Here is a 21,764-nt window from a genome sequence, read left to right as displayed (position 1 = left end):
CCCGAATCTAACGATTCGGGCTTTTTTACGTCTGCAGAAAAGTGAAATGCGCGCAATTAACACACTCACATCAACACCTAGCACGTAGGTCGGGCGAGCGCAGCGACTCCCAACGTTAAAATCACATCGAGAATAGCTACAGTTTTCTTATTTCACGAGCTGGGTTACCCGCTACTAAAGTATTAGGCATTACATTTTTAGTAACCACAGCACCCGCACCCACAATACTATTTTCACCAATACTCACACCCGCTAAAATAATTGCACCTGCGCCAACCCATACGTTATTGCCTAACGCGATAGGTGCTGCAAAGTTTTCCTTATTAAGCCTTTTTGCGGGATTAGTAGCATGTGACACAGCTAAAAGCTGAACGTTCGGGCCTATTAAGCAGTCATCACCAATGGTGATTGAATGATTGGCTAATGGCGAGTCGAGAAGTGTGCAATTAATATTCATAAAAGTACGATCACCAATAACTATTTGATTGCCGTAATCGCAATGAAAACCTGATTCTATAATTACACCATCACCCGACTTTAAAAATAACTCTTTGATACGTTTTAAGTTGCCTTTACTTGGGCTCTTATTAAATAAACGGCAGGTTTCACCTGCTTGCTTTCGCTGTGCTAAGTATTCTTTACTGATACTGTTAAATGACTGCATTGTACTTATCTTTATAACTTAATTAGTTATAGCTTACCGCACTTTTAGTTTTATTATTATTATTAGAATAAAACTGTGTTTTTTTTGCTCGTTCACTTGCCATTTAGGTTGTTTCGTTTAAAATCGCATAACTTTCGAAATGAAACTTAATTCACGAGCTTTATGACTAAACGAAACACACAGCAGCGTCGTCACAATATACTGGTTCAAGTTAATGAATTAGGTGAAGTAGCCGTTGAAAAGTTAGCACAGCAGTTTCAAACATCTGAAGTAACCATTCGAAAAGATTTAACCTCGCTTGAAAAAAGTGGCTTATTACTTCGCCGCTACGGTGGTGCTATTGCACTACCTAAAGAAATTGTTAGCGATGAAGTAGATTCAAAGCGCAAAGTAGCGATAGCAAAAGCAGCAGCAAAACTTATAAAAGATCATAACCGCATTATTATTGATAGCGGACGCACTACGGCAGCTATGATCCCTGAGCTTGCTGATAAGCGTGGGTTAGTTGTTATGACCAACGCAATTAAAGTAGCGAGTCGTTTATTAGCGCTCGAGAATGAGCCAACACTTTTGATGACCGGTGGAACATGGGATCCGCATTCTGAGTCGTTTCAGGGGCAAGTTGCCGAAAACGTATTATGCTCTTACGATTTTGATCAGCTATTTATTGGTGCGGATGGTATAGACGTAAAGCGCGGCACAACGACTTTTAATGAGTTAGTTGGTTTGAGCCAAGTAATGGCAAAAGCCGCTCGTGAAGTAATTGTAATGGTTGAATCAGATAAGATTGGCCGAAAAATACCAAATTTAGAATTACCGTGGAAAATAGTAACCACATTAATAACCGACAATGGCTTAGCAGACGAAAAACGCAAAGCAATTGAGGCGTGTGGTGTAAAACTAATTTGCGCAGAGATTATTGAATAGTAACTACAAAGTGAGTTACTAGAATTAAAAAATTAATGGAGACACTATGTGTGGAATAGTTGGGGCAGTTGCAGAACGTCCAGTAAACAAAATTTTAGTTGAAGGCCTTAAACGTCTTGAATACCGTGGTTATGACTCAGCAGGCGTAGCATTGCTTGATGGCAACACACTTAATACTGTTAAAGCAGTAGGTAAAGTAGTTAACGTAGAAGCAGCTCTAGAAAAAGCAGGCGTTAGCGGTCATACAGGTATTGCACATACGCGCTGGGCAACACATGGTAGCGTTACAGAAGCAAATGCACACCCACATGTATCAAACAACCAGTTAGCACTTGTGCACAACGGTATTATTGAAAACCACGCTAGCCTACGTACAGCACTTAAAGCAGATGGGTACGAATTCTTATCAGACACTGATACAGAAGTAATGGTGCATTTAATTCACCAACTTCGTAAACAACACACAACGTTACTTGCATCAGTACAAGCAGCTGTTAAACAGTTTGAAGGCGCTTTTGGTACTGTTGTATTTGATAAAGACAACGACAACGAAATCATTGTAGCACGCTCAGGTAGTCCTCTTGTTATTGGTTTAGGCCTTGGCGAAAACTTTATTGCGTCTGATCAGTTAGCATTACTACCTGTTACTCGTAGCTTCATCTTCTTAGAAGAAGGCGACGTAGCACGTATTACACGTGACACAGTAGAAATTTTTGATGCAGACGGTAACGCAGTTGAGCGTGAAGTGATTGAATCAAACATTACGCAAGATGCATCAGGCAAAGGCGATTACCGTCACTACATGCTAAAAGAAATTTACGAGCAGCCACTTGCTGTACGTAATACGCTTGAAGGGCGTTTAAACGACGACCGTGTAGCAATTGATGCCTTTGGCGAAAGCGCTCAGCAAATATTTAAAGATGTAAAACATGTGCAAATTATTGCCTGTGGTACGTCTTACCATTCAGGTATGGTTGCACGTTACTGGCTTGAGCAGTTTGCGGGTGTTAGCTGTAATGTAGAAATAGCTTCTGAATTTAGATACCGTCAGTCGTTTGTTCATGAAAATAGCTTACTTGTTACTATTTCTCAATCGGGTGAAACTGCCGATACGCTAGCTGCATTACGCCTAGCTAAAGAGCAAGGTTACATGGCCTCAATGACTATTTGTAACGTACCTGGTTCATCGCTTGTACGCGAATCAGACCTTGCCTTTATGACTAAAGCAGGCGCTGAAATAGGCGTGGCATCTACTAAAGCATTTACTACGCAGTTAGTTGGTTTGTTAATGCTTACTGCGTCTATAGCGCAGGAAAAAGGCCTTGATCAAAGCGCAATTGTAAATGCAATTAAAGTACTTCCAGCTAAGTTAGAAGAAACATTATTACTCGCTGATGGTATTGCAGATCTTGCAGAAGAGTTTGCTGATAAGCACCACTCATTGTTTTTAGGTCGTGGCTCGCAATACCCAATTGCAATGGAAGGTGCGCTTAAACTTAAAGAGATTTCGTACATTCACGCAGAAGCTTACGCAGCGGGCGAGCTAAAACACGGCCCATTAGCACTTATTGATGCCGACATGCCAATTATTGTTGTAGCACCAAATAACGAATTGCTAGAAAAACTTAAATCAAACGTAGAAGAAGTACGCGCACGTGGCGGCATTATTTACGTATTCGCAGATAAAGATTCACACTTTGAGTCAGACGACACAATGCGTGTAATCAACGTAAACCACACTGACGATATTATTGCGCCAATTGTTTACACCTTGCCATTGCAGCTACTGTCGTACTACGTAGCGGTAATTAAAGGCACTGACGTTGACCAACCACGTAACTTAGCTAAATCGGTTACGGTTGAGTAAAATCAATAGGTTGGTAATTACCTGTTGTGTGATTATAAAATAGTTTAATGTTTTATATAATAGTTTGATAATTTATAAAATAGTTTGATATTTTTATGCCTCCTGCTAATATCCATTTAGATAGGAGGCTTATTTATGCGTGATTCAGAAAGACTGCTAGATCCAAGTGATGAAAAACGACTTAAAACCAGAGGTTTAGGCTCTGGTCGTTCGTATGAGCCTTTCATCAAAGTTCACGAAATAAGCAGTAAAGGTGAGAGTTTTCGTATTTTAGGAAAAAACTCAACTCGCCCTCATCATTTGCTTTCCCGTCTTGAACTCTCCGCTTTTCTTGTTTTTGACCAATACCAACCAACAACTGATATTAAAGAGCAGTATCCTTTACCTATCGTTGATAGCTTAAGTATTTGTGAGCGATTGGGTATAAAGCATCCTCAGATAGCAGGAAAACTTAAGGTTGTAACCACTGACTTAGTTGTAGAACTTAAAAATAAGACTGGTATAGCAATAGCTGTTAAATATGCAGATGACTTAGATGATCTAAGAGTTGTTGAAAAGCTTCAAATAGAGAAGGTCTTTTGGGAGCAGCAAGGTTATCTGTGGAGGCTATTTACTGAGCAAGAAATCACACCATCGATTAAAGAAAACCTAGAATGGCTTCATGCAGCAAATCAAAATTTAGACAATCTTTATTCGGAATTATCTACACTAGATATTCAACTTATATTCAAGCGGTTAAAAGGGATTAACAAGCGATTATCTACAACATGTGCGGCTTTAGATGATGAATACTCTTGTGAACCAGGATTTCATATCGGTCTTTTTCGTAAAGCAGTTGCTGCAAACTTAATTGACGCACCACTGAATACCGTTTTTAGGCAGTGGTCATGCTCTGACCTTTCTTTAACGAAGAACTTCAGTTTGATAGTGGGTGGGCTTTTAGATGTATCTTAATCGAGTGTATCAAGACCCACATTCTGAAGTGCTAACTCAACTACGGGTCGTTTTTGAGCATGTCGATTTCTTGATGCTCATTGATATTAACGACACTAACGCTTGGCCTTACAGCATTACCTTATCTGAGTTTGATTCATTAGGGTTTATTCAAATAGATGAACCGGTTATTTTGCTAACGCCTGAGCCTAATTCAAAATCTGAGAAAACAAGAAATAGGGCTTACAACGCTATTTCACCATTGCTTGACAATTATTTTGAGTTATTCGATAAAAAATTACGCAATAAACACATCAAGTTACTTCTTGATAAAGTCGCTGAATCTAGGCTATATATTACTCGTCAATTAAGGCGTTACTGGCAACGAGGTATTACACCAGATGCTTTATCACCTGATTATGTAAATTGTGGGGCACCTGGCGAAGCAAGAAGAAACCTAAAGAATAAAGTGGGTAAAAAGCGAACTATTGCATCAGGTGAAGGGTTGATAATCACCGAAGAAATCGCTGGATTCTTTCGATTAGCGATAGAAGGTTTTTATCTGCTCAGAGATGATGTTGATTTAGCTAAAGCCAGAACCAAAGCAATTGGTTACATCAAATCAAAATATCCTAAAATTCATAAAAGTGATTTACCCACAGACATGCAATTTCGGTATTTTTTTGAGAAAAATTACAGCAAGACAGATGTAATCAAGGCGAGAACCCCAAGTATTATATATGATAAAGATATAGCCCCACTAAACAGCACTGCTGCAACCAATAACTTTGGCCCTGGGGCTCGTTACGAAATCGATGCCACTATTGCAGATGTATACCTAGTATCAGAATTAGATCCAGATCGTATTGTTGGCAGACCGATTATATATAAAGTTAAGGATGTATTTAGCCGTATGACGGTTGGATTATATGTTGGTTTAGAAAATCCATCTTGGGCAACAGCATCAATAGCATTAGCTAACGCTTTCTGTGACAAGGTTGAGTACTGCCGACGTTATGGAATTAATATATCTTATGCAGATTGGCCAAGTATAGGTACGCCAGCAACCATAACTGCGGATAGAGGCGAGTTACTTTTCAAGCATGGTGATATCCTAGTTAATCGATTTGGAATTACACTTTCTAATACTCGCGCTTATCACGGTGATGATAAAGGTATTGTAGAGCAGTCATTTCACACGATGCATACCGATATTTTGCCCTATGTTGATGGAAAGGTTGAGCCAGTCAATGGTAAAAAGAAAGCAGGTAAACGCAATGAGCTATCTGCAAATTTAACGTTATTTGATTTTACAAAAATGGTGATCGTTTCTGAGATAAATCGAAACACAACCATGCCTCTCAAGAGTTATGATTTTGAGTCTGATATGCCAACAGATCTTCCGCCAATTCCCGTTCGATTATGGCAATGGGGTATTGCTAATCGAACAGGTATTTTACGTACAATCGATGAAAAGTTAACGTCAATTAACCTTTATCCTCATGATAAAGCATCAGTTTCAACGTTAGGTATTAGCTTTAAAGGGTTATATTACACCTGTTCTGAAGTGGTAAGTTTAGGGTGGTTCCATAAAAATAAGGCAAACCCAAGACCCTCTAGTATTGAAATTGCTTATAATCCATTAAATACCAATATTATTTACATGAGACCAGATAATCAGTTCGATAGTGTATGGACATGCTCTTTGCAGTCTCGTAGTCGTCGTTATCAAGATATGAGCTTCACCGAAGTAGTCAGCATTCAACACGAATCGAAAGAGACAATAGCCTCAGCCAAGCAAGAAGCAGATTATAAAGCTCCAGATGTGCAGGCGGAGCTTGAAAAAATTGTTAAATATGCGGCTGAAAGGCAAAAAAATACGGCGTTATCTAACAAGTCTCGAAGGCTTAAGGGAATTAAAGATAATCGTGATAAAGAGAAACACTTAGAACGCAAGAAAAAGCGTGATTTGGAAACAAAACAGTCTGAAGTTGGCCATAAAGCGACAGTGACGCCAATTCATTCAGAAGATTTACCTGACAAAGGGTATGATTATCCTGATTTGGACGACTTCTAAGGGGCATATGTATATGTACAAAACTGCGACTTATATTGATGCTGAAATCAGAGAATATGAAGGCCATCCATTAATTAATGCTTTACCATGTATTAATTCTCTTGAACAAACCGCTGAGTTGATTCGTCGTACCCCAGAGGTTCGCCCTGAAGAAGTTATATTACCCGCTCATATTAGACGGCATGCAATGCTCCGTATTATGGACGGTTTTTTATACCCAACTAAGGCACATTTACAACTTGAACAAACCATTTCTTCAATGATCAGACAAGGTTACTTGAGTAGAAATATTGCAGATAAAAGCTACCAAGAAACGCTCAATAGTACTGCTAATTTTACACAACATGTCAGTCGCAATGCCGGTAATGAGGCTCTTGTTAGCTCGGTTATTGGTTGTTCCGGTGCCGGAAAGTCTACAGCGGTAGAGGCTGTTTTAGCGAGTTATGACCAAGTTATTATGCACCCAACCTATCAGCATGTGCAGATAGTATGGTTAAAGGTTGAGTGTCCGCATGATGCTTCTGTAAAAAGTCTTTGTATTAACTTCTTTAGAGCGCTAGATCTAGCGTTAGATAATAATAGCCAATATGAAAAACAGTATGTCAAACCAAGATCAAATGCAGAGATGTTACTTGGAGACTTTGCTCGAATAGCGGCATTACATTCTATCGGTTTGTTAGTGATTGATGAAATTCAGCACCTTGAACGTTCAAACTCCGGCGTATCAGAAAGAATATTGCGATTTTTTGTACAGCTAACCAATACAATTAAACTGCCTATTTTGTTTGTAGGTACACCAAAAGCTTACGAATTGTTTTCACCAAGTATGCGATCAGCTAGGCGTGCATCGCAGTTTGGCAGTATTAACTGGAATAGATTTAATACTACCGATAAAACAGGTAAAGGCTCTGATTGGGATAGGTTTTTTGACAGACTTTGGTCATTACAGTGGTTCAAATCACCGCAGCCATTAACAAATGAAATCAAGAACCTATTTTGGGATTATTCTCAAGGTATTGCTCATGTCGCTGTAACGCTGTTCTATCTATGTCAGACAAGGGCTGTAACAGTGGGACGAGAGAAAATTAACAAAGAATTGGTTGATAGTGTTTTTAATGATGAACTTCATATGATTCGGCCAATGATCCGTGCGCTGCAAAGTGGTCTTGATAAAGAAATAGAAAAGTATAGCGATCTAGAAATTCCCAAGGCGGCTTTAATCCAACATGATCCGGTCTATGAGGCTCATGAAAAAGTGACTAATGTTAAAGTAACTAAAAGTGAAGACTCAACTAAATTACAACAGCTTACAAGCATGCTAGAACAAATGGGCATAGGTGACGATATTGCTCCCGCTATAGCTGAACAGGCGGTTTCAGAGTTGCCTAGTGGTAACCTATTTGACCTTGTTGCACACATTAAAAACTTAGAAGAAAAAGCACAGACTAAGCCTGAGAAGAAAAAGGCTAAAGTTGTTAAATTAACACCAGCTTTCGTTGAAAATGACTTAAGACTCATGGTTCACAGTAAGGGAGGAACTTACAAAACAATCAAAAATGAAGGGGTTATATTGAGGTTAAGTGATTATCTGTAGAAGTCTATTATGCTGAACAGATTTTCTTCTCCCCTTTTAAACAGAAGAAATAAAAATATCGATAATTTTTTATGGTGTGTGAGTCATGAGACTTATAAAATAACTACCGGAGCTTAATGTATACTCAATATTGTAAATGTACTCACATAAGTAATTCATATTTTCATCCCCTATTATCTATAATACCAATAAAAATCATAACCTTGGATTATAAAAAACAATATTTATAGAACCAGGAAGTAGTGGTTTTTCTATTCAAATATCGATACTACAAATCAACCATGAAAACGCAGTAACGCAGTTATTGCAAAATAAGTGTTGACTTAAATCATCTGCTCTCTATACTTTGATAATGTAGAAACGCTATTACAGCGAAATGTTATTAAGGAGGAGGAATGATGGTAAAATTAAAAAGTATTGCTTCTGTACAGATGGGGCATTCATTTCGTTCAAGGCTTGAGCCAGATTTAAACGGAAATCTTTCAGTTATTCAAATGAAAGATTTAACTGAGGATAACCGACTAAGTGATCAAGAGCTAGTCCAGATTGATATGCAGGGTCTAAAGGAGCATCACAGAGTAAAAGAAAATGACTTAGCGTTTCGCTCTAGAGGACAAACCAACACAGCAGCATTAATTGACCTGAATCTAAGTTCAGCAGTTATTGCTGCCCCATTATTGCGAATTAGAGTTGAAAGTGACTCCGTAATTCCGGCGTATTTATGTTGGTTTATCAATCAACCATCATCGCAGTCTGCTCTGTTAAGTAAAGCTGCAGGTACAGCGGTGAGAATGATAGGTAAGCCAGCTTTAGAGGATCTTGATATTATTTTTCCTAGCTTAGAAGTACAGGAAAAAATAATTACTATTAATCGATTATCAATAAAAGAACAGGAAATTATGAATAAATTAACAGAAAAAAAGGGGGTGTTAACTGAAGCAATTTTAATGAAACTAGCAACGGAGATACAGTAATTACAGTTACTGAATTTAAATAGCTTAAGAGTGTTACAGCACTTCTAAGCAAAACTACAAACTATATAGGACACATATATTATGACAAAGAAAACATCATCAAACAAGGGCAATACTCGACATGTTGTTCCTCATCCTGAAGGTTGGGCTAATAAAAAAGGTGGTTCTGAGCGAGCTTCAAGCGTTCATAACACTAAGCGTGAAGCGGAAGTCGCTGCTCGTGAGCAAAGTAAACGAGAAGGTTCTGAGCTATTTGTTCATGGTAAAGATGGCCAGATACAACGCAAAGATAGCCATGGAAATGACCCTCGAAATATTAAAGGATAGGAGCCATTATGACTGATGAATACAAGAAAAAAATAGGTGTACCAGAGTCGCATACTCTTAATATTACAAGTAGCAAGTGGGCGCAGCGAAAAGGCCAAGATACTGACACCTATGAATGCGAAGAGCGTAACGAGCAAGGTGAAGTTATTGCAAACTACACCGTAAGGGATAGTACATCAATTTACCCTCCGTTTGGGCGGTCGATTACATGGACTTAATCAGCCGTCCTAAATACTTAGCATTTTAACTCACTGTAAGCGGGGTTGTAATAGTCAACTCCGCTTCATTAATAAACACCAAATTTGAGGGCAAAAATATGAACGATAAAATTCATCAAAAAGACATAAATAATGCAGCATGGGCAGCATGTGACACATTCCGAGGCGCCGTTGATCCTGCGCAATACAAAGACTACATCTTAGTTATGCTATTTGTAAAATACATTTCTGATGTATGGAATGACCACTATGAAGAGTATAAAAAACAATATGGAGATGATGACACGCGTATTAGGCGTAAACTTGAGCGTGAACGTTTCTTACTTCCCATGATTGAGCTAACAGAAGAAATTGAAGATCCAGAAACTAAAGAAAAGAAAACAGTTGTTATTGATAAATTCTTAGCGAACTATTACTCGTTATTTGAACGAAAAAACAACGCTAATATTGGAGAACTAATTAATATCGTTTTAGAGCATATTGAAACAGCCAACAAATCAAAATTAGAAGGCGTATTCCGTAATATTGATTTTAATAGTGAATCTAATTTAGGTAAAACCAAAGATCGAAATCGCCGTCTTAAAACATTATTAGATGATTTTAATAAACCAGCTTTAGATATGAGCCCTTCACGTGTTTCTGAAGACGTTATTGGCAATACTTACATTTATCTTATTGAACGCTTTGGTTCAGATGCAGGTAAAAAAGCTGGTGAATTTTATACTCCACATAAAGTATCAGTACTAGTTGCTAGGTTATGCGCACCCAAATCAGGAGCTCGTATTTGTGACCCAGCATGTGGTTCAGCAGGGTTACTCATTGAAGCTGCAAGACAGGTGGGAGATAGCAATTACTCACTTGCAGGCATGGAAGTAAACGGCAGTACTTGGGCACTTGCCCGTATGAACATGTTTTTGCATGGTTCAGATTCTGCACGGATCGAGTGGTGTAACACGTTAACCTCACCTGCATTAGTCGAGAATGACAGACTAATGAAATTTGATAACGTTGTGGCAAACCCTCCATTTTCACTAGACAAATGGGGTTCTGAGGAAGTTGGGGAAGATAGATATAATCGTTATTGGCGCGGTGTGCCACCTAAGTCAAAAGCAGATTTTGCCTTTATTAGTCACATGGTAGAAGCTGCTGTTGAAAAAGAAGGTCGAATTGCTGTAGTGGTTCCTCATGGCGTACTGTTTAGAGGAGCAGCTGAAGGACGAATCCGTCAAAAACTGATAAAAGAAAACCTACTTGATGCAGTTATTGGCCTACCTGGAAACTTATTCCCAAGTACAGGTATTCCTGTTGCAATCCTCATGTTTGACCGTTCACGTGAAAAAGGCGGCGTGAATGAAAACCGTAAAGATGTATTATTTGTCGATGCTAGCGGTAAAGAACATTACCAAGCGGGGAAAAATCAAAATATTTTACTAGACGGGCATTTAGATAAAATTGTCGCGGCAGTTACTGCGCGTGAAGAAGTCGAAAAATATGCTCACTTAGCCACATTTGAAGAAATTAAAGAAAACGATTTTAACCTGAATATTCCACGTTATGTCGATACATTCGAAGAAGAAGTCGAGATCGATATTGTTGCAGTACAAGCTGAAATTATCACCCTTGAAGCTGAACTAATAGAAGTTCGCCAAAAAATGGCCGAAATGTTAAAAGATATAGTTCCTGAAAATACATCGGAGGTAGCAGAATGAGTGAAAATAATATGATTAATCCAGAGCATATTAGCTTTGAGAGCTTAAAAGTTACTAACGAACAAGGCGGTGAAATCTGGTTAGCACGCCAATTAGGAAAAGTATTAGATTATTCAGAGTTTCGTAATTTTTTACCGGTTATAGAAAAAGCAAAAAAAGCCTGCGAAAACAGTAATCAAACTATTGCAGACCATTTCGTGGAGATCCACGAGATGGTTGATATTGGGTCAGGCGCTAAACGAGAATTGCCCTCTTTTGCACTTTCTCGTTATGCTTGCTACCTCATTGTGCAAAATGGCGATGCCAGTAAAACGGTCATCGCTAATGGCCAAACTTATTTTGCTATGCAAACTCGTCGTCAAGAACTGCAAGACGAAACAGGCTTTCAGCAGCTCAACGAAGACCAAAAACGTCTGATGTTACGGAATGAGCTGGCAGACCATAACAAGCAATTGGCTGCAGCAGCTAAAGGCGCTGGTGTAGAGTCAGGCTTAGACTATGCCATTTTCCAGAATCACGGCTACAAAGGGCTTTATGGTGGTCTAGATAATAAGGGAATACATCAGCATAAAGGCTTAAAAAAGAGTCAAAAAATACTCGACCACATGGGTAGTACCGAGCTAGCGGCGAACCTGTTCCGCGCTACTCAAACAGAAGATAAACTCAAGCGTGATGAAGTCAGTAATAAGACTCAGGCCAACCGTACCCATTTTGAAGTAGGAACCAAGGTGCGTGAAACCATTCAGGAACTAGGTGGCACCATGCCAGAAGACTTACCTAAGCCTGAAAAAGGTATTCCGCAGCTGGTTCGTGTTCAAAAAAATTGGAGGGTAATAAATGATTAAATCTAAAAAAATTCCCTTAGGATGGAAAAGCACAACTCTTGGTACATTTATGGAATTCAAAAATGGTATTAATGCAGATAAAAGCGCATACGGCCAAGGAACTGAGTTCATAAATGTCATGGATATTTTCAAAAATCATTTTTTGAAAAGAAATGATATTCAAGGAAAAGTTCAGATTACAGAAAAGCAAAAAGCTGAGTCTGCTGTTGTATATGGTGACCTCCTCTTTAACCGAACCTCAGAAGTACCGAATGAAATTGCATATTCTTCCGTTTATCTTGATCAAGAAGAGATTACTTTTGGTGGCTTTGTAATCCGAGGCCGTCAGCAAAAAGACTTGCTGGATCCATATTTCGCTGGCTATTGTTTTAATAGCAGTAGCATTCGAAGAGAATTGATTCGGCGATCTCAAGGAGTTGTACGAGCAAATATTGGCCAAAAGGACTTAAACAAAGTCCCTATTTTAATCCCGCCTAAGGCAGAACAAAAACAAATAGCTTTCACTATAGCTCTATGGGATAGCGCTATAGAAAAAACCGAAACGTTAATTTCGGCTAAGGAAAAACAGTTTGAATGGCTAGTTCAACGATTGTTTAAACCAACAGAATCATGGAGGTTATACAAATTAAGTGATTTGTTTGAAAATAGGAGAGAGACCAAAAATATCGAACTTCCTTTGATATCAATCACGAGGGAAAAAGGTGTAATCCCTCATTCAGAAACCAATCGGAAAGATAATTCAAATGAAGATAAGTCGAAATACTTAAGAATTTGTCCTAACGATATTGGTTATAACACCATGCGGATGTGGCAAGGCGTATCTGCATTATCTGCTATTGATGGGATTGTTAGCCCTGCATACACAGTCTGCACACCAAAAACGATTGTTAATCCTGAATTCATGGCTTTTTTGTTTAAAACAAAGCCAATGATTCATAAGTTCTACAGATACTCACAAGGGTTAACTTCTGACACTTGGAACTTAAAATTTCATCATTTTTCTGAAGTAAAAGCTTCAATACCTGACATAGAAACTCAAGTCGAGATTGCTAAAGTACTTAACTCTGCAAAAAAAGAAATCGCTAAGTTAAGGCAGTTTTCAGAAAAATACCGCCTGCAAAAACGAGGGCTTATGCAAAAACTTCTAATAGGTGAATGGCAAGTAAGCGTCACTCCTGCAACCACTAAAAAGACACTTAATGAGGTGAGCGTATGAGTACACTTCCTGTTAAATACAATGTTAATTCAAAGCCTGAGAGCTTTGAATTTAACGAAAAGCACTTGTCACAGATACCTGCATTACAACAGCTGATTAATTTAGGCTATCAATATTTAACGCCTGAACAAGCGTTAGCTGAAAGAGGTGGGCGAACATCCAATGTGATTTTGGAAGACGTTCTTCGTAAGCAACTCAAAAAGATAAATCGTATTAATTATAAAAGTGGCGAGTATCTTTTTAGTGAAGAGAATATTCAATCATCCATTCAAAAACTTAAAAATATTAAGTTTGATGGCCTGCAAAAAACTAATGAAGCTATTTATGATTTGATCACCTTGGGCTCAGCTATGGAGCAAACAATTGAGGGCGATTCAAAGAGCTTTACACTGAATTTTATTGATTGGAAAACGCCTTCTAACAACAGTTTCCATGTAGTGGCTGAATTTTCCGTTGAGCGAGCACGCAGCACTGAAACAATCAGACCTGATATCGTTTTATTTGTGAATGGTATTCCGTTTAGCGTAGTTGAATGTAAATCCCCTAAAATTGATGTTGAGCAAGCTATTTCGCAAAACATAAGAAACCAAGGTGACGATTATATTCCGCGCCTATTTACTTATGTGCAGCAGGTTTTAGCTGTGAATAAGAACGCTGCGCAATATGCAACAGCTGGTACTCCTAAGAAGTTTTGGGGAGTGTGGAAGGAACAAGAAGACAAAGCACTTGATGTTGATAAAGTAATAAATACTGTGCTTAGCGATGATGTAAAAGCGCAATTGTTCAGCGGTGAATTTGCAACAGCTAGAACCTTTTTCGATGAGCTTGAAGCTGAGGGTAAGCGGTTAGTCACAGAGCAGGATAAATCTATCTATAGTCTGTGTAGACCCGAACGCCTTCTAGATTTGGTTTACCGTTTTACACTTTTTGATGGAGGCATAAAAAAAGTTGCCCGTTATCAACAGTATTTCGTGATTAAATCTACGATTACTCGAATCAAAAAAAGTAGTTCAAAAGAAAGTCGTCAAGGTGGTGTTATATGGCATACGCAGGGCTCAGGTAAATCCCTGACTATGGTTATGCTCACCAGAGCTATGGCTCTGGATCCTAAATTAGTTAACCCTAGAATTATTCTGGTTACCGACAGGGATGATTTAGACAAACAACTTGGTAATACTTTTGCAGCCTGTGGTTTAAGTCGAGAAAGTGCAACATCTGGCCGTAACTTGGTTAAACACCTAAAAGACAAAGTGGGCTTAATTACCACACTTATCCATAAATTTGATAAGGGATGGGTAGCTGAAAAGTATGTAGACGAATCAAAAGATATATTTGTATTAGTTGATGAAAGCCACCGTACCAATTTTGGTTCACTCGCAGCAAGAATGCGCCAAATGCTTCCTAATGCTTGTTTTTTAGGGTTTACAGGAACACCTTTACTTAAAAAAGAAAAGAATAACTTTGCTAAGTTTGGTGGCTTAATTGAACCTCATTATACAATAAAACAAGCTGTAGCTGATGAAGCGGTACTACCACTTTTATATGAAGGCAGGCACGTTGAAATGGAGCAAAATCAGTCTGCTATTGATCTATGGTTTGAGCGTCACACAGCTGACTTAAGCAAAGAACAAAAAGCCGATCTTAAAAAGAAATACGCTCGCGCTGAAATGCTTAATAAAGCCGATCAGGTTATTTATATGCGCGCGTTTGATATTAGTGAGCATTTTCGAGCTAACTGGCAAGGTACTGGTTTTAAAGCACAGCTTGTTGCTCCTGGTAAAAATGCAGCAATTAAGTATCAACAGTTTCTTCAAGAAATTGGCACTGTGACGACAGAAGTCGTTATATCAGGCCCGGATACTCGAGAAGGTCATGACGAAGTTGATGAAGGTCCAACAGATGAGCTAGGTAAGTTCTGGATTAAAATGATGAAGCGTTTTGGTTCAGAAGAGGAATATACCAAGCAAGTCATCAATCAATTTAAACACGGTGATGATCCAGAAATTTTGATTGTTGTTGATAAGCTATTAACAGGGTTTGATGCTCCGCGAAACACTGTTTTGTATTTATGCCGAAAACTTCGAGAGCATACCCTTTTACAGGCTATTGCTCGTGTTAACCGCTTATATGAAGGTAAAGAGTTTGGTTATATTGTTGATTATGCAAGTGTACTGGGTGAATTAGATGAAGCGCTCACCATGTATGAAGCGTTTGAAGGCTTTGATGAAGATGACTTAGCTGGAACGCTAATTTCAATAAATGAAGAAGTGTGTAAGTTGCCTCAGCGCTACTCTGACTTGTGGGACTTGTTTAAAGAAGTTAAGAATTCTAAGGATGAAGAGGCCTATGAGGTTTTACTGGCTGATGACGAATTACGTGAGGAATTCTATGAGTGCTTATCGGCATTCAGTAAATCATTAGGTATAGCGCTGTCTTCTGAACAGTTCATTATGAAGTCAGACGAGCACAAACTACAGAACTATAAAGATGATTTGAAGCGATTCCAGAATTTGAAGGCGGCTGTTAAGCTACGATATGCAGAAGCGATTGATTATCGCGACTATGAGCCAAAAATTAAGAAGCTACTAGACATTCATATTCAAGCACATGAAGTAACGCAGCTAAATGAGCCAGTTAATATTTTTGATGAAAAAATGTTTACCATGGTGAAAGAAGAGCAAGGTGTTTACCAGTCGAAAACAACAGCTTCTAAAGCAGATACTATCGCACATGCGACTAAGCGCAGTATTTCAGAAAACATGGACGAAGATCCTGCTTTTTATGAGAGGTTTTCTAAGTTAATTCAGGATGCTATTGATGACTTTAAGGCGAGACGAATATCTGACCTTGAATATTTAAACCGAGTTATTGATATACGCAACAAAGTTGCCACGAAGCAACATGAAGATGTGCCTGATAATATTCGTGATAATGATGAAGCTTGTGCTTATTTCGGGCTGGTTAAGCCATTTTTCATGCTTTATGACATGGGTGAAACTCTGATAGATTCCATTGCTTCAGAAACATCGCTTGCTATCCAGAGAATAATAGATGTTCATTGGAAGGTCGATTTCTGGGACGATATTGATGCTCAAAAATCAGCGATGAATGATATAGATGATTTTCTATATGATGAAGTAAAAGAAAAATATGGTGTAGCACTGAGCTTGGAGCAGATGGATGAAATCATCGAAAAAACAATGCAAGTTGCTAAACACAGGAGACATACTTAATGTCTTTATCTATCAATCAGGTGAGTTCGACATATTCTGTAGTATATGGAGAGGGAGAAATCCCATTTCAATTAGCTTTTTCTAAAAGAAAGTCATTAGAAATATCAGTTCACCCTGATAAATCAGTTTTTGTTAAAGCACCCGAAGGAACAGAACAGCAAACAATTGAAGATAAAATTAGAAAACGTGCTCGCTGGATTAAGAAGCAAATAAACTACTTCGATCAGTTTGACCCGAGAACCCCTTCAAGAAAGTATGTTGGTGGTGAAAGCCATTTATATTTAGGGAAAAAGTATCGCTTAAAGATAGAGCTACAGCCTAAAAACTGTATTCGTCTTAAAGCAGGTTTTTTCATGGTATCGTCAGAAAGTGGCAAACCGGAGCATATAGAACCACTTTTAAAAGGTTGGTATCGTGAAAAATCCGAATTCCATTTAAATAAAATATTTTCAGAATGCTGGGAAAAATTTAAACGGGAAGATTTAGATAAACCAACAATTAAAATTATGAAGCTTAAAAAACGTTGGGGAAGTCTTTCAAAAAACAAAAAACTGACCCTAAATGTAGATCTAATAAAGGCACCAAAAGAGTGTATTGAGTACGTAATCATCCATGAGCTATGTCACCTAATACATCATAATCATAGCCCTGACTTTTTTAGGCTTCTTGAGCGTTCATTACCTGACTGGGTAAAACGAAAACATAAGCTTGAAATGGCATTAATTTAGAGAGCTATAAACTAAAAAATGCTGCATTGAGGTGATAATCAAACGATATAATTAATTGAACATTGTTAAAAAGTTAAGATATGCAATAAGTTGTTTAATTTGATGCTTATTAATCTGAAGTAAAATACATGTTTAATTATTATGTTCGATTGTGGATGACCCAGTCAGGGGTTGAATTTTACTAATAATATTTTTAATAGCGTTCAAACGACCATAAAAATCTGTGGCACGATCTCGGCAATTATCAAGAAGGGAAATTATAACTCGTTGACCTTGAGGGTATTTTTTCAAATATTCTTGATATGCTTCTATCTCCCCTAATATAAGTTTTAATTCAGATTTGGTTTTTAACTCTTCATTCACCAATTCTTTTGTCATTTTATTTTCATGCAGGATAGCAATAAGCTCTGGAGCAATGCGGTAGATTCTTTTATTTTTTTCACCCATAGCTATAATCTGTTTTTGTTTTTTTAATAAATAGATATTCTTGGATACAAAACGAGTTGCTTGAACATTTGATAAATTAAATCTTTTCTCTGTCAACGCTATAAGTTTCTGGCGACTTACCTGATTATATTGTAATTGTATTAAGAGTTCTTTGAACTTAGGGTTCAAAGAAATTGATTCTATTATCATCTTTTGATCTCAAAAACTAAAAACTTAGGATTGCTAAGTATACACAAATAAGCAAAACTTAGACAATCTAAGTATCAGAGATTTTTAAGATGAAAATAATTTGTATAATAGTCCACTCCCAGATCGACTCAAGCAAGCACGAAAGAAGCTTGGTATTTCACAAAAAGAACTTGGTGTAAGAGTCGGTATGGATGAAAGTTCTGCCAGTGGTCGAATGAATCACTACGAAAAAGGTAGGCACGTTCCAGATATTCAAACGCTTAAAAAAATGGCGAATGAATTGAAGGTGCCATTAAATTACTTTTTTTGTGAAGACGACCAAAGTGCAGAATTGGCTATTCTTATCGCCTCGTTAAGTGATGATGAAAAAATATCATTAATCGCATCACTTACCCAGATTGAAAATGAATAGCTAATTTTTCTAAACCGACCTCATTGAATTGGGGTCTTTATGATTATGCAGTTTCCCGTTGCACATAATGATGAGTTACTTTTTAGCATCTTAGCTCGTTTTGTAACAAGGCATGGATTGAATGACGATAAGGTAGCATTAGAGATTCTTTTTGGATCTAGAAATGTTGTGCCTTCCGCATTAATACAAGGACATATTCATGCATTATTATCTAAAGTCGGCCATATTTGGCCTTATAGCGCAAATGAAGTTATCCAACGCCACTCTATAATTCCTTTTTTTAATTCATTTGTTGAACCCTCTCGTATTAAAGAAGTTAAAAATAATTTAACGCATAGTGATAAATCACATGCAATGACGAGTATAGGCGTTAATGCTTCAACGATTAAGTGGCCTAGATATTTTCGTTATTGCCCTGAATGCTTAATTGAAGATCAAAAAAACTTAGCTTATTCATATTGGCGTAGACTTTTTCAGCTTCCTGGCGTACTAATCTGCCCTTATCATCACTGCTATTTGCTAAATAGCCCATTTAAATTAACCCCAAGTAGAAGACATGAATTAAGAGATGCTTCTGACCTTATAAATCAAGAAAAATTATCTTTGATACATGTTGCAAAAGATGACAAGTTACTGAAGCTGTCTAATGAAATACATCAACTACTAAAGATCCAAACGCCATATGTTACACCATTACAATGGACGATATTTTATCAAAGACGAATTATTGATTTGGGGGCAGTAATTAATCAAAGACCCGATCATGTAAAAATTAGAGGTTTAGTTTTACATTTTTGGGGTAATAGATTTTTAGAGCAACATGGGTTAAGTCTTGAGCTAGAAAATAATTGGCTGTTGGCTTTTTTTCGTAAACATAGACGACATTATAGCCCGTTACACCATATAGTATGTATCATGGCATTGTTTCCATCTGATTCTATTTTAGATGCGATTCATAATGCAGTATTAATTGATGATAGCTTCAAGAAAAAAAGAGTTTATACAAATATTAAAGCTATTGAGCGATGCTCTGAATATCGAACTCATTGGTTATCGATATGTTCTCAATACTCAGTTTTAAAAGATATTAGAGCCACTACTGAAGGTACACGAGTTTATTCATGGCTGTATCGTTTTGATAACACTTGGTTGAAAGCACATTTACCAATACCAATGAGGAATGATGTTGGAAGACGAATTGATTGGGCTAAGAGAGATTTTGAATTAATTAGGAAACTGATTAAGCTTAGAAATCTAAGTTATGATAATTTAGATTTACCTCGAATGACTCAAAGCTGGTTTATAATAAATATTAATTTTTCTTGGGGAGTCGCTCGTCATTTAGCTAAGTTACCACTATGTAAAAGTTTTTTTATAAAATATACGGAATCAATTGACGAGTACCAAATTCGTCGAGTTTTAGCTATTATAATTGATCATATAAACTTAAATGAACCAATACCCCAAATATATGAAATTGAACGTATTGCCGGACTTAGCAAAGAGCGTAGCCGAGAAGCTGTCAAACTCATTCTCAGGCTGGATTTCGAAAAAATTTCCTGCTTTAAGTTACCTTCCAAGAAATATTGAATTAAAAAAGGTTAACGGTGTATTCAAATCAAAAAATCTTTTAAAAAATAAACAAATTTTTGTCGGAGTTGAATGGGAAGATGGAGTATGTTCATCATTACCTATTGAAATGGCTAACCTTGTATCTCCAGGTCGAACTTACTCTGGGAAAGAAGTTTTAAATGAAGTTGAATACCAAAGAGTTACGGTTAGTATTTCTGGTCTAATTAAAGTTGATAAATTATCTTCAAACTGTCGATATATCTATCAAACAAATAAAGGGATGGTTTCAGTTTCAGGTTTTGAATTAGCCAGAACACTCTTTTTTCATAATAGACACTTAGTGCAAGCCGCTTATACCGCAAACGGATTATCGGGATTGGCATTTATAGACAAATCAACATCTCCTGTAACGATTCGCTTTCCTGGAACTACACACTACCCAGTAAGTTACGTGTTAACCAAAAGAAAGGTAGCTCATCTTGCTTGGCTTTTTTTAGATCAAGAAGCTAGGGCCAGTTTTTTTTCAATTTATCAAAACTTCCAAGAAAATAACGATTCAATTAACTTTAAGTTCACTCCACCGGACTTAGTTGGTTGGGAGTTTGATTTATCAGTGATTAAGGACTCACAATCTGAAGTGCTCGATGTACAAAGAATTGAGTCTATTTTAGAGGCACGTGTTAGTGAAAAATATTTTGGGGTTGAAGTTATTCATCCTAAAAAAAGGGAAAAAGATAAACTTGGAACTGGAAATGAAGAAAAGCCGTTTAAAACGCCTAATATTGATTTAGATCCCGAACTAGATATTGGAGAAATCCCTGCTTTAGGAGGGAGGCTACATACTCAAAAATTAAAAGGCTTCTCATTTAATGTTTCAGGTATTCAAGACGTATTTTTATCTGATGGGAACAAACCTTATAAACCAAGACCAGGTTTCAAAGATAACCAAAATGCAAAACCAGAAAAAGCCGGTGTTGGGTCACCTGAAAAGGAAGGAAATGCACAGGAGTATGATCCTGTTATAAATCAAGATGATGATACATTTGAAGAAGCAGAAGAATTACCTTCAAAATTTTTAATATTTGAGCAAGTTATAAATGAGCTTGGTAAACATAAAAGAATAGAACTTGAGTCAATCAAATGTGGGATATTCCCTACCCCACTAAATAACAGCCAGACCATCTTCAAAACTAAAGATGGAACGACTCTTAGATTTTTTGTTGCAATTCTTGAAATAAGCGAAATAAAAATTGTTGTATTAGAAGCTGATACACCAAGTTTATTAAATGCTAAGGGAGGGGGGACATTAATACTCGGCCTAAAAGATGATGCCAATACTAACTTTAAAGAGATTATTCAACATTTTTCTGATAGCAGTGCTCAATGGCAACATCAATATATATGGGAAAGAGCTGACGTTTTTCTATCTTGTAATCACCCAAGAATCAAAGAGGGAGGTAGAGTTATTAGTGAAGACGAATATAAGAAAAAATGGGTAAGCATACTTAAGAAAAAACTTTGTGAGGCTTTAGGTTGGAATTTCGAGACGATAGATGAATAATTTTTCAAACGCATCCTAATTTTTTGTCTGGTTTTTCCTTTATTAAATTTAAGCTAAACTTGAATTTAACAATAAAAAATATCAAACTTTATTATAAATAACTTAAAAGCTTTCGTTGTTAAAGTATCAAACATTAGCGTTGTAAAAATGTTAAATAGCTATTATTTTTGATCAAACTTTATTATGCTCGCACAGGAGATAACAGTTGTTCACAACTTGGAGAATCAGGCTGCTCATTGGTGAACTTTAGTTGCAATATTCGCGTCGCAAT

General features: G+C 37.3%; 18 protein-coding genes. 16 read left to right on the top strand and 2 right to left on the bottom strand.

The features are described from left to right. Positions 1 to 136: 136 nt before the first annotated feature. Positions 137 to 664, bottom strand: a complete 528-nt coding sequence (locus AAEY62_RS19360) for a sugar O-acetyltransferase (protein WP_024589676.1) — start codon at positions 662 to 664, stop codon at positions 137 to 139. A 162-nt stretch (positions 665 to 826) separates the two neighbouring features. On the opposite strand from AAEY62_RS19360, the gene AAEY62_RS19355 reads away from it, so the two are divergent. The 13 genes from AAEY62_RS19355 (at position 827) to AAEY62_RS19295 (ending at position 17,312) form a co-directional block, all read left to right on the top strand. Continuing rightward, the gene (locus tag AAEY62_RS19355) at positions 827 to 1,591 is read left to right on the top strand and encodes a DeoR/GlpR family DNA-binding transcription regulator (protein WP_024589675.1); all 765 of its coding nucleotides are present in this window, start codon (positions 827 to 829) and stop codon (positions 1,589 to 1,591) included. Between the two features lie 46 nt (positions 1,592 to 1,637). Beyond that, positions 1,638 to 3,458: a glutamine--fructose-6-phosphate transaminase (isomerizing) gene (gene glmS / locus AAEY62_RS19350; RefSeq protein ID WP_007580413.1), complete on the top strand. Its 1,821-nt coding sequence runs from the start codon at positions 1,638 to 1,640 to the stop codon at positions 3,456 to 3,458. A gap of 135 nt (positions 3,459 to 3,593) precedes the next feature. Continuing rightward, positions 3,594 to 4,412 carry a TnsA endonuclease N-terminal domain-containing protein gene (locus AAEY62_RS19345; RefSeq protein WP_350635842.1) on the top strand — a complete coding sequence of 273 codons (819 nt, stop codon included), beginning with the start codon at positions 3,594 to 3,596 and terminating at the stop codon, positions 4,410 to 4,412. Next, positions 4,402 to 6,468, top strand: a complete 2,067-nt coding sequence (locus AAEY62_RS19340; protein ID WP_350635839.1) for a TnsB C-terminal domain-containing protein — start codon at positions 4,402 to 4,404, stop codon at positions 6,466 to 6,468. The genes AAEY62_RS19345 and AAEY62_RS19340 overlap by 11 nt, the downstream gene beginning before the upstream one ends. A 13-nt stretch (positions 6,469 to 6,481) precedes the next feature. Continuing rightward, positions 6,482 to 8,062, top strand: coding sequence for an ATP-binding protein (locus AAEY62_RS19335; protein ID WP_350635836.1), 1,581 nt, complete (start codon positions 6,482 to 6,484; stop codon positions 8,060 to 8,062). Between the two features lie 395 nt (positions 8,063 to 8,457). Then, positions 8,458 to 9,036, top strand: coding sequence for a restriction endonuclease subunit S (locus tag AAEY62_RS19330; protein ID WP_350635833.1), 579 nt, complete (start codon positions 8,458 to 8,460; stop codon positions 9,034 to 9,036). An 81-nt stretch (positions 9,037 to 9,117) separates the two neighbouring features. Then, positions 9,118 to 9,363, top strand: a complete 246-nt coding sequence (locus AAEY62_RS19325) for a DUF2188 domain-containing protein (RefSeq protein ID WP_350635830.1) — start codon at positions 9,118 to 9,120, stop codon at positions 9,361 to 9,363. Positions 9,364 to 9,371: 8 nt separating this feature from the next. Continuing rightward, positions 9,372 to 9,581, top strand: a complete 210-nt coding sequence (locus AAEY62_RS19320; RefSeq protein WP_350635827.1) for a hypothetical protein — start codon at positions 9,372 to 9,374, stop codon at positions 9,579 to 9,581. A 98-nt stretch (positions 9,582 to 9,679) separates the two neighbouring features. Then, entirely contained in the window at positions 9,680 to 11,290 is a 1,611-nt protein-coding gene (locus AAEY62_RS19315; protein WP_350635824.1) for a type I restriction-modification system subunit M, read from the top strand. Further along, a complete protein-coding gene (gene dinD / locus AAEY62_RS19310; protein ID WP_350635821.1) occupies positions 11,287 to 12,135 on the top strand; it encodes a DNA damage-inducible protein D in 849 nt (282 codons plus the stop codon). The genes AAEY62_RS19315 and dinD overlap by 4 nt, the downstream gene beginning before the upstream one ends. Beyond that, complete coding sequence (locus tag AAEY62_RS19305) at positions 12,128 to 13,351, top strand: restriction endonuclease subunit S (protein ID WP_350635818.1); 1,224 nt, start codon at positions 12,128 to 12,130, stop codon at positions 13,349 to 13,351. Before dinD ends, AAEY62_RS19305 begins: the two co-directional genes overlap by 8 nt. Continuing rightward, positions 13,348 to 16,584, top strand: coding sequence for a type I restriction endonuclease subunit R (locus AAEY62_RS19300; RefSeq protein WP_350635815.1), 3,237 nt, complete (start codon positions 13,348 to 13,350; stop codon positions 16,582 to 16,584). The genes AAEY62_RS19305 and AAEY62_RS19300 overlap by 4 nt, the downstream gene beginning before the upstream one ends. After that, positions 16,584 to 17,312 carry a M48 family metallopeptidase gene (locus AAEY62_RS19295; protein ID WP_350635812.1) on the top strand — a complete coding sequence of 243 codons (729 nt, stop codon included), beginning with the start codon at positions 16,584 to 16,586 and terminating at the stop codon, positions 17,310 to 17,312. Before AAEY62_RS19300 ends, AAEY62_RS19295 begins: the two co-directional genes overlap by 1 nt. A gap of 132 nt (positions 17,313 to 17,444) precedes the next feature. Here the strand turns inward: AAEY62_RS19295 and AAEY62_RS19290 are convergent, their stop codons facing one another. Then, positions 17,445 to 17,948: a VspR family transcription factor gene (locus AAEY62_RS19290; RefSeq protein ID WP_350635810.1), complete on the bottom strand. Its 504-nt coding sequence runs from the start codon at positions 17,946 to 17,948 to the stop codon at positions 17,445 to 17,447. A 100-nt stretch (positions 17,949 to 18,048) separates the two neighbouring features. On the opposite strand from AAEY62_RS19290, the gene AAEY62_RS19285 reads away from it, so the two are divergent. From AAEY62_RS19285 to AAEY62_RS19275, 3 genes are read left to right on the top strand one after another with little or no spacing between them, the layout of a single operon-like run. Further along, a complete protein-coding gene (locus tag AAEY62_RS19285) occupies positions 18,049 to 18,360 on the top strand; it encodes a helix-turn-helix domain-containing protein (protein WP_350635809.1) in 312 nt (103 codons plus the stop codon). 39 nt (positions 18,361 to 18,399) lie between these two features. Continuing rightward, positions 18,400 to 19,950, top strand: a complete 1,551-nt coding sequence (locus tag AAEY62_RS19280; RefSeq protein WP_350635808.1) for a TnsD family Tn7-like transposition protein — start codon at positions 18,400 to 18,402, stop codon at positions 19,948 to 19,950. Beyond that, a complete protein-coding gene (locus tag AAEY62_RS19275) occupies positions 19,847 to 21,493 on the top strand; it encodes a Tn7-like element transposition protein TnsE (RefSeq protein ID WP_350635807.1) in 1,647 nt (548 codons plus the stop codon). The genes AAEY62_RS19280 and AAEY62_RS19275 overlap by 104 nt, the downstream gene beginning before the upstream one ends. Positions 21,494 to 21,764 lie beyond the last annotated feature (271 nt).

The organism is Pseudoalteromonas sp. GW168-MNA-CIBAN-0100, assembly GCF_040309225.1.
Classification (GTDB): domain Bacteria; phylum Pseudomonadota; class Gammaproteobacteria; order Enterobacterales; family Alteromonadaceae; genus Pseudoalteromonas; species Pseudoalteromonas arctica.
The sequence above is the reverse complement of the archived record's forward strand: the minus strand, read 5'-3'. Positions and strand labels throughout refer to the sequence as shown.